Annotated in this window: 8 protein-coding genes and 1 pseudogene; 5 read left to right on the top strand and 4 right to left on the bottom strand. The window is 40.2% G+C overall.

What is annotated here, in order from left to right; translation table 11 throughout:
- Nucleotides 1-60: 60 nt before the first annotated feature.
- The 4 genes and pseudogenes from GQR53_RS06610 to GQR53_RS06595 form a co-directional block, all read right to left on the bottom strand.
- Nucleotides 61-378: a multidrug efflux SMR transporter gene (locus GQR53_RS06610; RefSeq protein WP_002962354.1), complete on the bottom strand. Its 318-nt coding sequence runs from the start codon at nucleotides 376-378 to the stop codon at nucleotides 61-63.
- The gene (locus tag GQR53_RS06605) at nucleotides 378-1,910 is read right to left on the bottom strand and encodes a bifunctional GNAT family N-acetyltransferase/carbon-nitrogen hydrolase family protein (protein WP_024595458.1); all 1,533 of its coding nucleotides are present in this window, start codon (nucleotides 1,908-1,910) and stop codon (nucleotides 378-380) included. The genes GQR53_RS06610 and GQR53_RS06605 overlap by 1 nt, the downstream gene beginning before the upstream one ends.
- An 88-nt stretch (nucleotides 1,911-1,998) precedes the next feature.
- Nucleotides 1,999-2,847, bottom strand: coding sequence for an MBL fold metallo-hydrolase (locus GQR53_RS06600; RefSeq protein WP_039486908.1), 849 nt, complete (start codon nucleotides 2,845-2,847; stop codon nucleotides 1,999-2,001).
- Between the two features lie 58 nt (nucleotides 2,848-2,905).
- A pseudogene (locus GQR53_RS06595) lies at nucleotides 2,906-5,190 on the bottom strand (penicillin acylase family protein).
- A gap of 156 nt (nucleotides 5,191-5,346) precedes the next feature.
- Between GQR53_RS06595 and ycaO the strand changes: the two are divergent.
- The 5 genes from ycaO to folM all read left to right on the top strand — a co-directional run bounded on the left by ycaO (nucleotide 5,347) and on the right by folM (nucleotide 13,099).
- A complete protein-coding gene (gene ycaO / locus GQR53_RS06590; RefSeq protein ID WP_165743254.1) occupies nucleotides 5,347-7,107 on the top strand; it encodes a 30S ribosomal protein S12 methylthiotransferase accessory factor YcaO in 1,761 nt (586 codons plus the stop codon).
- Between the two features lie 115 nt (nucleotides 7,108-7,222).
- Nucleotides 7,223-10,585 (top strand): ATP-binding protein, encoded by a 3,363-nt coding sequence (locus GQR53_RS06585; protein ID WP_165743253.1) that lies wholly within the window; start codon nucleotides 7,223-7,225, stop codon nucleotides 10,583-10,585.
- 43 nt (nucleotides 10,586-10,628) lie between these two features.
- A complete protein-coding gene (locus GQR53_RS06580; protein ID WP_002962344.1) occupies nucleotides 10,629-11,258 on the top strand; it encodes a YceH family protein in 630 nt (209 codons plus the stop codon).
- A 68-nt stretch (nucleotides 11,259-11,326) separates the two neighbouring features.
- Nucleotides 11,327-12,157 carry an ammonia-dependent NAD(+) synthetase gene (gene nadE, locus GQR53_RS06575; RefSeq protein ID WP_165743252.1) on the top strand — a complete coding sequence of 277 codons (831 nt, stop codon included), beginning with the start codon at nucleotides 11,327-11,329 and terminating at the stop codon, nucleotides 12,155-12,157.
- Nucleotides 12,158-12,379: 222 nt separating this feature from the next.
- On the top strand, nucleotides 12,380-13,099 hold the full coding sequence (gene folM / locus GQR53_RS06570) for a dihydromonapterin reductase (protein ID WP_165743251.1): 720 nt from the start codon (nucleotides 12,380-12,382) through the stop codon (nucleotides 13,097-13,099).
- The last annotated feature ends 22 nt before the right edge of the window (nucleotides 13,100-13,121 follow it).

Below are 13,121 nucleotides of genomic sequence, written 5' to 3'. Positions count from 1 at the left end.
AAAAAAGCGCAGGCTTTTATACCTGCGCTGTTATAGTTTTTATAGCTTTAAGAGCTGATTCTAAGAGCTTATTTTTAGTGTTATCACACCGCTAATAATCATCAGTACTCCCGCAATACGACCAAACGTAGCGGCATCGTTATAAAACAATATACCCACTAAAAACGTACCGGCGGCGCCAATACCTGTCCATACGGCGTATGAGGTACCCATTGATATTTGCCTTTGTGCAAGCCACAACATAAAACCACTAGCGACTAAAAATACCACCGCTATTGCTATGCCTTGCCAGCGTGTATCAGCGTTTTGCGAAATTTTTAAGCCAATCGGCCAGCCAATTTCAAGTAACCCAGCAATAATTAAGTACACCCACGCCATTAAACGTCTCTCTTTTTAACAATCACTTCGTATAAATCTTCGCGGCGATCTTTTAAATTACGCACTGTGCCTTCGCTGTGAAGTATTTTAAGCTTATCCATATCAAGGTCACTAAATAGCAGCATTTCGGTGTTTGGTGTGGCTTCGTTAAGTGTTGCATCGTGCGGGAACGAAAAGTCCGATGGCGTTAATACCGCCGATTGTGAGTACTGCACATCAAGGCTTTCTACCTCTGGTAAATTACCTACTGAGCCTGCAATAACCACATAACATTCGTTTTCTATTGCACGCGCTTGTGCACAGTGGCGCACACGTAAATAACTGTTTTTAGTATCAGTCCAAAATGGCACAAACAGAATATCTAACCCTTGTTTGGCCAATATGCGTGAAAGCTCTGGAAACTCTACATCGTAACAAATTTGAATACCTACACGACCGGCATCGGTATCAAACACGGCAATTTTATCGCCGCCTTGAATAACCCAATCGTTTTGCTCATGCGGGGTTATGTGTATTTTACGTTGCTCGTCTATTTTACCGCTACGATGGCACAGGTAACTTACGTTATAAATTTTATCATCTTCGGCAAGTGGCATAGAGCCGGTAATAATATTAGCGTTGTATTCTATTGCCATGCGCGACATCGCGTTTTTAAACGTTTCGGTATATTCCGCTAGATAGCGAATCGCTTCTGTTTGATTACTTTGATTCCCTAGCCCCATTAGTGGCGCATTAAAAAACTCAGGGAATAGTATAAAGTCACTTTTGTAGTCAGATACGGTATCTACAAAGTATTCAACCTGCTTTAGCATTTCTTCAACCGATTCAACACAACGCATTTGCCATTGCACAGCACCTACACGCACGATTGATTTAGTTGACTCAAGTACCGTGTCGGTTGGCTCATACATAATGTTATTCCACTCAAGTAGAGTGGCGTAACCAACAGACTCTTGATCCTCCGGTAAATACTTTTTAAGTAAGCGTTTTACCTGAAAATCGTTAGATAACTGAAAACTTAAAATAGGATCGTATAATTCTTTTTGATCTACTTTTGCAATGTATTCCATTGGCGTCATTTCACTACTGTGATTATAATAACGCGGAATACGCCCACCTGCTAAAATAGCGCGTAAGTTATATTGGCGGCACAATTCTTTACGGGCATCATAAAGGCGACGACCTAAACGCATGCCTCTGTGACTTTCGCTAATAGCAACATCTAAGCCGTATAGCGCATCGCCGTCGGTATCGCTAAATACACGGTCGTGACCGTCTGCAATATCTTCGTATGTATGTGGGTTTGAAAAACGCGTGTAATCAACCTGCACGCTTAATGCTAAGCCCACCAGCACACCGTCATCTACAATACCTATTTGCCCTTCAGGAAATTGGTCTATTAATCTAAAAATGGTATGACTTGGCCACGCACCGCCTAAGTCGGGATACGCTTGATCCATCAAGGTTTTAATTTGCGGATATTGCTCTCTGGTTAAGTTACAAATTTCAAGATGGGTTTTTTCTGCCGACATACACAACTCCTTTGGGCATAAGAAAATAAAAGCCGAATGTACGTTAAAGTACACTCAGCTTTGTATCATGTTTTTTACGTTACGCGTACTACTTTAAGCTACGATAAAAAAGTGTGGTTACTTTCTCTTTTGGTAACCAGCCTGCGTATTCAAGATTCAGCTCAGCCAATGGATCGGCTTTAAGTACTTGCTCTAAGCTTGCATTATTTTGCATTGCTTTTAGCATTACGTCTTTCGCGTTTTGAACTAGCTTACCATACGCTATCAGTCCTGAACGGTCACTTACCTTGCCGTGTCCTGGTATTACTTTAGTGTTGTCGTCAATTTGATTAACTACATCGTTTACTGCCGCTAAAATACCATCAACGCTGCCGCCGCTATCTACATCAACAAACGGTAAGCTGCCAAAATTAAAGTAAATGTCGCCCATGTGCACTATGTTGTCGTTACTAAAAAAGATAACCGAATCGCCATCGGTGTGTGCATGTTCGTAATGCACTACATGGGCGTGTTCGTTATTAAAATGTAGTTTTAAGTCGTGACCAAAACTAATGCGCGGTAAAAAGTCTGACCCCTCCCCGTGCTGCTCTTCTAAACGTTTGTGTACATTGTCGTGCGCTATAACATGCGCACCCGCTTTAGCAAAGTTCTCGTTGCCACCGGTATGATCGCCATGATGGTGAGTATTAATGACAAACTCTGCACTGCCTGGTTTTAAATCGCTAATGGTTTTTTTAATATCATCTGAGAGCTTGGCAAACTGATCATCAATAATATAAATGCCATCATCACCTACACTTGCTGCAATATTACCGCCTTGCCCAAATAGTACGTATACATGCTCACTTAGCTTTTGTGCTGTTACTGGGCCATCATCTGCTTGCGCTGTAGTGCTTAGTAATAAACCTGTTATTAATGCGGGTAGTATTTTTTTCATTTTAGTTCTCTGTTGTTTTATTGGTAATTATATAGAACGTGTTTAGCTATACTTTAGTTTATCGTGTCGGCTTTATTACTATTTGATGTATTAATTCTTGAGGCAATAAAGGTGTATGCTTACCTTCAACGTAATCACTAACCCCGCTCTGTAAAATTCAGAAAGAGGGTGCCCCGATTGCCCACCAGGAATAGCTAAAATTGCATGCTCTAAATGCCCAGGTTGAGCAATAAAACGCTGCGATGCGCCAAAACTACGCCCTTGTACGGCGGGCATATAACTATCTCCAAAACCCGCTGCTGTGGGCATATTTAATAACTTAGCAAGTAACGGCATTTGCTTTGCAAACGGATGCTCTATCACTAACTCATTTACCTTGCCCCACTGCCAGCTTTGTACGTTATTACCAAATTGTTCTGTAAGCTTGGTAATAGTTTGGCTAAATGCTCCTTGTAACTGCTCATCCCAGCTTTTAAATTGTGGGTTTATCCATGTGTCGGGCTTGTTGTTTATAAGCTGCCAAACAGCGGGCTCTAAATCTCGTTTTACGTATTTAAGTGTGCCTTGTTGTTTATTTAATTCATCTTCCATACTGCTAAATAAAATATTAATCACTTCATCGCGGTAGCGCTTAACTAAGGTATACCCTATGGAGGTTGAACACGCACATTGCTGCCAGTTTTCAAGCGCTGTTATATATTGCTGATTTTTAGTTGTATCGGCTTTTAATTGCTTTAATAGCAAAGCATGCCAAGGCATTAAAAAGCGAGCTTGATTATCAAGTTGTAATGCGTAAAAGTCGCTCTCAGCAAATGTTTGTTTTTCAAATAATCTATCGCGAATTTGACTCGAACGTGCGCCGAGTGCATAGCCACCATTACCAAAACGTGCGTCATCCTCAGCCGATACCACGCGAGAATTACCAGTCCATAATCGACCGTTTTGCGGATTTTTAATAAAGGGGCGTTGTAATTCATTTTGCTGCCAAAGCGCTGAGTAGTCATCGGCATTTACGCCAAGCACACTTGGCGCTTTACGAGCAGGTATACCGCCCATGTTTTTCCACCCTGCGCTACCTTGGCTGTCTACCACCATTAGGTTTTGCACCGGAATGCCCACATCGCTTGCTACAGCAAGTGCATCATCTACCGTTTTGGCTTGCTCTAATTTTAATAACTGCATATTAACGGCATAAGGCTGATGGGCAGCCCAGCTCAACGCATAAGGTTTTTCGTTAATATATTTTACAGGTCCGTATTCACTGAGTATTAATGAATAGTTTTCAACCTCCCCATCGGGTAATGCAATCGATTTATCAACTTGCCATGTTTTACTATCATCGTTTAATGCAATCCAATCGGCAGTATCTAAATAACCGTTAGTAAATCCCCATGCAACATTGTTGTTAGTGCCAACAACAATGGCTGGTGCTCCGGGCAGCGATACTCCGGTTACCTGAGTCTGCTCACCACTGTGCATGTAATTTAATTGTGCCCTGTACCAAACTACAGGTACTGCCATCGATAAATGCATATCATCCGACACCATACCAGCACCTGTTTTAGTAAGCGCCCCTGTAACAGCCCAGTTGTTACTGCCGCGCTCTTGGTTAGCTTCAATACTTTTAACTATATGCTTTGTTTGAGTTGGAAAGGTAGGTATGCCGCCGTTATAAGGCGCTAATTTGCTGCCATCAAGCGCGGCTTGGTACTTACTCGGTTGCGTTAAAAAATCAACCATTTGCTTTGTGTATGCTTGCTCAATTTGAATAAGTGCTTGGTCGCGCTCAAATGTGGCGCTTTGTAAATCAAGGTACATGCTAAATATCACAAGTAGGCTGTCTTCACTTTGCCATGGCTTTTGCGCTGCACCGGTTAGTAAATATTCAAAGCTTGAATACCTTACTTGCGCTAAACCTTCGTTTACACCTTGAGCGTAACTTTTAAGTAATTGCTTATCTGCTTCAGGCAGGGTTTGTAAAATAATTTGGCTGCGTTTACGTAATTGATGAAAACGCATTTTTTTATCGAGCCCCAACGCTGCTTGGCCAAATAATTCACTTAACTCACCTGCGGCATTACGCCTTAGTAAATCCATTTGAAAAAATCGGTCTTGCCCATGCGCATAACCTAAACCGTAGGCGGCGTCGTTTCGGCTATTGGCGTTTATTACTGCTTGCCCTAATGCATCTCGCGAAATTTTTACAGGCTCTGCTACCGCGTTACTGCGTCCGTTTCCATCAAGGGCGGGTAAACTTAAACTAAGTACCCCATAAACAACAGCGGTACTTGCCAGCCCTAATATCACAATTAATAACAACAAGCGTTTGATTACTTTAAACATCACCGTTTCCTTTGCACGTTTTGACCAAGCGTTAAGCACATATAATAACCACAGTTTTATTAAATAATAATGTTCTTGCTCGCAAAGGGTGAAATAAACATCAAAATCCACGATAATGTCAGCTCCACACATCGTGCAGAACTAGTTGAGATCAATATGACTGAAAAAACATTTATCAAAGGTAAAGACCGCGACCTAGAATCGTCAATCTCTACCATGCAAAACAAGCTTAAAGCCCTAAACATTAATGTTGAAGAAGCGCTTTGGCTTAACCCTGTAGCTAACTGTTATTCGGTTCATATAAAAGACAGCGACTGCGGTGTTATGTTTACCAATGGTAAAGGCGCAACCGACAAAGCATCTATTGCTTCAGCACTCGGTGAATACTTTGAACGTTTAAGCTGTAACTACTTTTTTGCAGACTTTTATCTAGGTGAAGAATTTGCTAATGGCGAGTTTACTCATTACCCAAGCGAAAAATGGTTTAAAGTTGAAGGCGATGAAGTGCCAGAGGGCATTATGGATGAAAGCTTATGGGATTACTTTGACCCAGAGCGCGAACTAAACGCATCACACCTTTTTGATTTTAACTCAGGCAATATCGATCGTGGTATTTGTACCCTGCCATACACACGCCAACGCGATAACCAAGACGTATACATTCCGGTAAACGTTATCGGTAATATTTTTGTATCTAACGGTATGAGCGCAGGTAACACCAAATTTGAAGCTCGCGTACAAGGTTTATCAGAAGTATTTGAGCGCGCTATTAAAAACCGCATCATCGCCGAAGGTATTTGTTTACCAATCGTGCCTGAAGATGTTGTTAAGCAATACCCTAAAATTCACGAAGCGTGTGAAGAACTTCGCAGCCATGGCTTTCATTTACGTATTGCCGATGCATCACTTGGGGGCAAATACCCTGTAATGAGCGTAACGCTTATTAACCCAACAGATGGCTCTGTATTTGCTTCTTTTGGTGCTCACCCATCATTTGAAGTTGCGCTTGAACGTACCGTGACTGAGTTACTACAAGGTCGTCGTCTTGATCAGCTAGATGTATTCCAACCTGCTACATTTGATAACGATGAAGTAGCAACACCAGAGAACATTGAACTGCACTTTATTGATTCAAGCGGTTTGATTTCGCATGATTTCTTCCGTGCAAAACCTGATTTTGAATTTGTACACTGGGACTTTAGCGGAACAACTGAAGAAGAATATAACTTCTGTACTGACCTAATTCATAGCATGGATCATGATATCTATATCATGGATTACACGCACCTAAACGTATACGCGTGTCGTATTTTAGTACCTGGCATGTCTGACATTTACCCTGTTGATGAGCTTATTTGGCGTAACAACAACGAAGGCGCAAAATTTCGCGAAGTATTCCTATCGCTTGATCAGTACGATGCAGAGCAATGGATGGAAATTTACGACTGCCTTGAAGAAGCAGGCCACAGCGATATTATCCGCGCCGCAGAATTTATTGGCCTTGCAACCGATGCCGACACACCATGGCACACTCTGCGTATAGGTGAGCTTAAAGCGCACCTATGTTTAGCTGCAGGCAGCGAAGAAGCCATTGATTGGGTTGACTGGATACTTCATACAGGCCAAGTAAATGAAGAGGCAATGCGCCACTTCCGCTGTTTAAAAGCAGTTCTTGAAATTAAATACGATGACGAGCGCGAATACGCAGATTACCAAGATGCACTAGGCTTAATGTTTGGTGCTAATAATGTAGCGCTGGCTATAGAAATTGCCGAAGGTAAAAAGCAGTTTAACGGTTTAACTTTCCCTGGTTTATCGCTTGAAGGCTTTAAAAAGCATGCGGCGCTACTTGATGGTTACCGCAAGCTACATGTAGCAAAGCAAAATCACTGGGCGCGTGAAGTTAGCGACTCGTAACTCGCTAAACTACTAATTATAAAAAATAAACGGCGCATTTGTTAATGCGCCGTTTTCATTTGTGTAATAAATTAGCTATAGTTAATTTGCCTAAATTAACGCCACGATGTAGCAAATGCCACCATCTACTAACAATAAAAAAACGAACGTTCATAACTTTAAGTTGACCTTTTGGTTATCGCTTACGCTAACTGTACTAGTTGGTATCGTTCTTGATCGTATTAACTACAATCGTGTTAAAGATGCTCATCGCCTACAAATTCTTTCTGAAGTAAGTACATATCGAGCTCAATTAGAATCTATTTTAGTTTCTAATATCCAACTAGTTCGAGGTTTAGGTGTTGCCGTAGCGGCGCAGCCTGATTTACAGCAAACACAGTTTGAACAAATTGCCCAACCACTATTTAAAACCTCAAATGAGCTTCGCAATATTGGTGGCGCTCCCGATATGGTAATTCGCATGACTTACCCCTTAAAAGGTAATGAAAAAGCACTCGGTTTAAACTTTTTAGAAGAAAAAAACCAACGCGCTGATGCTATTAGAGCTCGCGATACAAATACCATTGTAATGGCTGGCCCATTAAAATTAATCCAAGGTGACATAGCACTTATAGCCCGCGTTCCTGTTTACATACCGCCAGAAAATCGCTTTTGGGGATTACTTTCAGTTGTTCTCAACATTGAAAAAGTCTATGAAAATTCAGGTATTTATGAGCTAGAAAAAGAATACAACGTCGCTTTACAAGGCAGGCATGGACTTGGCAGCAAAGGGGAGTTTTTTTACGGTAATCAAAACATAATAGAGCAAGACCCCCTTGAGTTTACGTTAAGCTTTCAAGGTGGCAATTGGCAACTTTACGTAGCACCTAAAATAGGTTGGAGCCCACCAAATTCAGCTGTGTGGCCACTTAGGTTATCAATTATAATTATTTGCGGGTTATTAATTTGGGCCTTTTTATTCTTTTTGAAAATGCTTAATCGCCAGCAACAAAACGAAAAAATGCTTGAGGCAATGAGTGATCTAGCCCAAATAGGCGCATGGTCATTTAACTTAGAAACGAAACAAGTGTATTGGTCTGATATAACCAAAAAACTATTTAAATACCCATTAAATAGCCAACCAGAATGGCCTAAAGATTTAAATTACTTTAAAAAAGGTACTAGCAGAGAAACAATTAAACCTTTAATTGAACGAGCTATAAAATATGGTGAAAGCTACGAAGTTGAATTAGAAGTAATGGATGAAGAAGGTGAATCTGTTTGGGTACTCGTACATGGTGAAGCAGAACGAAAAAATGGACGATGCACACGTATTTTTGGCTCATTACAGAATATTGATACCCGTAAAAAGATTGAATTAGAAAATAATAAAACAGCATTACACAACGAAATTTTAGCCTCCCTTACCGTTAATAAATTAATATTAACTGGGCAACTGAGCCAATCAAAAGATATTATTACTGAAGCAATCTGCCAAGCATTTGATATTAAACGTGCCAGTATTTGGTTTTTTAATGAAGACAAATCCAAACTAAGCCCTTTTGCCATACATAGTAAACATTCGTCTAGTGATAAAATTGACTCTATTTGGCTAAGAAAAAATCTTCCCGGCTTTTTTAATGCAATAGATCACCAGCCTGTATTTAATGTGCCTGACGCCCAAGAACACCCAATACTCGCGCCAATTAAAGAACAGTATTTAATGACTCTCGAGATTAAATCAATGCTGTGCGTAATAATCCCTGCAGGAAGTGGCGCTATAGGAGTCGTCTGCGCAGAGCAATGCCAATCAAAACGCTACTGGTCTAAAAACGAAGAAAGCTTTTTAATTGCCGTTGCAGCGTTAATAGGCAGCTTGCACTCAAGCCAACAGCGAATTGAAACCGAACAAAAACTAGTTTCTGCCAAAGAAACCGCCGAACAAGCTGTTGAAGCTAAAAGTAAATTTTTAGCGAGTATGAGCCACGAAATTCGCACCCCAATGAACGGTGTTTTAGGTATGCTTAACATAATTAAGCAAACTCAATTGGACCTACAGCAAAAACATCATATTGAACTTGCTCAATCATCAGCTCAATCTTTGCTTAATATAATTAATGACATATTAGACTTTTCTAAAATTGAAGCCGGTAAGCTCGATATTGAAAACGTGCAATTTAATTTACCTCGGTTATTAGGCGAAGTGGTGGAATCCTTTGCTTTAAAGGTAGAACAAAACAATACAAAACTTATTCTAGATGCGACTCAAATAACTGTTAGCGAGATAATTAGTGACCCTAACCGCTTGCGCCAAATTTTAAATAACTTAATTGGCAACGCAGTTAAATTTACTATTGATGGCGAAGTAGTCATTACTGCCAGAATAGATGAAACAACGGATGGCTCGTTCCTACAGTGTTCGATTATTGATACTGGTATTGGTATTGACCCTAAAAAACAAGCGTCGTTATTTGACTCATTCACACAAGCCGATGCTTCAACAACACGCCAATTTGGGGGCACAGGGCTTGGTCTTGCCATAGTAAAACAATTGTGCGAACTGATGAACGGTGAAGTAAGTGTAAACAGTATGCAAGGTGAAGGAAGTACATTTTCTTTCACAGTACAAATACAACCGCGCTTAAGTAAAGAACAAGATTTACCGAGTCATTTAATTAAAAACAAACATATTTTAATTATTGATGAGTGCTCGTTAAATGCTAACACCGCTAATAAGCAGCTCACTGTTTGGGGTGCAAAAGTTAATTGTATACATAACTATCTTGAGGTTGATGATTACTTAAATAATGTAACCACCCACCTTGGTGCTATTTTAGTTGACTACTACTTTTTTGAAAAAGCCCCACAAACGCATATCACCGCGCTCAAAAACTTTATAAATATGCATAGTTGCAAGTTAGTTATTATGGCGCCAATGAGTTATTCACCTGAGGAGTCTAAAGTAGGTATGGAAGTCGACTGTATGATTTTCAAACCTCTCACACCGTCTGATTTGTTTGACTCACTTACAAACGATAAATACATTGAACAACAGCAGCAACAAGCTCAATTGCAAAACAAGCTAACTAAAGCACCGGCACTCGACTCATCAGAGCCACAACTACTGCTTGTAGAAGACAATAAAATAAACCAAGTGGTTGCCTCTGCGCTATTAAAGCAGGCGGGTGTTACTTTTGATATTGCCGAAAATGGACTTGAGGCAATTGTAAAGCTCAATGCAAAACAAGGGAAACCATATAAGCTAGTTTTAATGGATTGCCAAATGCCCGAAATGGATGGCTACCAGGCCACTAAAGCCATTAGAGAAGGTGATGCAGGTAAAGATAATGAAAATATTACTATTATTGCGCTAACAGCCAATGCCATGCAGGGCGATAAAGAAAAATGCCTAGCCGCAGGCATGAACGACTATTTAAGTAAGCCTCTCGATTTAGCTGCATTACAACCAAAGCTTCAACAATGGCTTGGCATTCAATAAAGGTGTAAGCTAATAAAATACGCTTACTAATTTGAGATTATTTATGCAGTTATCAACAAATCAACAACGTATTCTTGGTTGCCTATTAGAAAAACAAAGCACAACGCCAGAGCATTATCCGCTATCGTTAAACGCGCTAGTGAACGCATGTAACCAAAAATCTAATCGCGATCCTGTGTTAAGTCTTACAGATGAAGACGTGCAAAACGCACTCGATGAACTAATAGAAATGCGTTTGGTTACAATAGATGAAGGTCTTTCGGGTCGCGTAAATAAATACGACCACCGCTTTTGCAACACTGAATTTAGTAATCTGCAATTTTCTGCTCAGCAGCGTGCCATTGTTTGTTTATTACTTTTGCGTGGTGCTCAGACTCCTGGTGAATTAAGAACCCGCAGTGCTAGGCTTGCTGATTTTAATAACGTAAATGAAGTAGAGGCAGCGCTCAATAAACTGATTGAAAGCGAGTACGTCACAAAGCTAGAGCGTGAAGCTGGTAAACGCGACAGCCGATATATTCATTTATTTGGCGAACAACAAAATAATCCCGCCGATGCCTTTGTTGCTCTACCAAGCGAAGTAATTAAAGACAAAGAATTAAGCGATTTACTTGAAGAAGTAGAAAAATTAAAAGCAGAGCTTCGCCAAATAAAAGCTCATTTAAAACTTTAATTAACTAAAACTAAATCACATAATAAGTTTATTGCGTATCACATATTAAATTTTATAAGGAGCTGGCAATGCGCGCCGAAATTATGGCTGAAATGAAGGTTCAGCCAACGATTGATGTAAATGCTGAGATAACTCGCCGAGTTAATTTTATTAAAACACGTTTGGTAGCAGCTCATTCACGCTCGTTAGTACTGGGTATTAGCGGTGGTGTTGACTCATCAACCTGCGGCCGCTTATGTCAACTTGCTGTAAACGAGCTAAATAAAGAACACGATACTGACAAGTATCAGTTTATTGCAGTGCGCCTACCTTATGGTGTACAAGCTGACGAAGATGAAGCACAAATGGCGGTTGATTTTATTCAACCAAGTAAACGTATGACCGTAAACGTACAACCTGCGGCTGATGCATTGCATGAGCAAGCGATAGCTGCTGTAGTTGGCTGTGGTGAAGCACTGCCTGAGCAAGCTCAAATAGATTTTATTAAAGGTAATGTTAAAGCGCGTCAACGTATGGTTGCTCAGTACGAAATTGCAGGTTTTTACCAAGGCTTAGTAGTGGGTACCGATCATAGTGCTGAAAACATTACTGGTTTTTATACTAAATTTGGTGACGGCGCGTGCGATTTAGCCCCTCTGTTTGGTTTATCAAAACGCCAAGTTCGTGCACTTGCTACTGCGCTAGGTGCGCCAGCTTTATTGGTAGATAAAGCACCTACAGCTGATTTAGAAAGTGACCGCCCAGGTTTAACAGACGAAGAAGCACTTGGTTTGAGCTATGAGCAAATTGATGACTTTTTAGAAGGTAAACCTGTGTCTAATGATGTTGAACAAAAGCTTGTAAGCATTTACACGCGTACACAACATAAGCGTCAACCAATTCCGACAATTTACGATTAATGTTTAGTAGCTAAAATAAAGCAATTAATGCTTTGAGGATTAATTGCTTTTTTGATCGACAGATTAAGAAGCTGCGTATATTTTAATAAATTAACGCTTTGAATTTTATAATACCAATTGCATTAAATTAGTGAGCTATTATAGCCCTATGAAATAGCGATAGAACAATGATATTTTTAATGATATTGGTATAACTACCCGCCAAAGAGAACACTGCCTTATATGACATCGCCCATTTTAATTACCGGCGCAGGCCAACGTATTGGTTTAGCACTCGCTCAGCATTATATAGCCCAAGGGCAGAGTATTATTATCACGTATCGTACTCGTCACGCCGCTGTTGATAAATTAGAGCAACAAGGCGCTGTATGTATTTATGCCGATTTTAGTACCGATGAAGGTATTAGTGCATTTATAAATACGCTTAAAGAGCATACAACATCGCTGCGCGCTATTGTTCATAACGCATCAAGCTGGGACTGCGAAGCTAACAACCCTAACTTTGCAGCACTGTTTGATAATATGATGCGAATACATGCCAAAACACCGTATTTAATTAATTTAATGTGCGCAGAGCTGCTTTTAAACTATCAGCAAATTGAAAAAGTACCTGCCGATATAATACATCTTACTGATTATGTAGTTGAAACAGGCAGCCCTAAACACTTAGCTTATGCAGCAAGTAAAGCAGCACTCGACAACCTAACCAAATCGTTTAGCGCTAAATATGCGCCAAATATAAAAGTGAACTCGGTTGCTCCATCGCTCATTATTTTTAATGAACATGACGATGAGCAATATCGAGCTAAGACCCTTAAAAAATCATTAATGGGCATTGAACCCGGATGCCAAGAAATTATCAATAGCATTGATTTACTATTACAAAGCCACTACATCACAGGGCGCTCTTTGCCTATTGATGGCGGTCGTCATTTAAAGTAAATATAAATAAACTGAGATATTT

The sequence above is a fragment of the Pseudoalteromonas sp. Z9A6 genome (assembly GCF_011378805.1).
In the GTDB taxonomy this organism is placed as follows: domain Bacteria; phylum Pseudomonadota; class Gammaproteobacteria; order Enterobacterales; family Alteromonadaceae; genus Pseudoalteromonas; species Pseudoalteromonas distincta.
The sequence above is the reverse complement of the archived record's forward strand: the minus strand, read 5'-3'. Positions and strand labels throughout refer to the sequence as shown.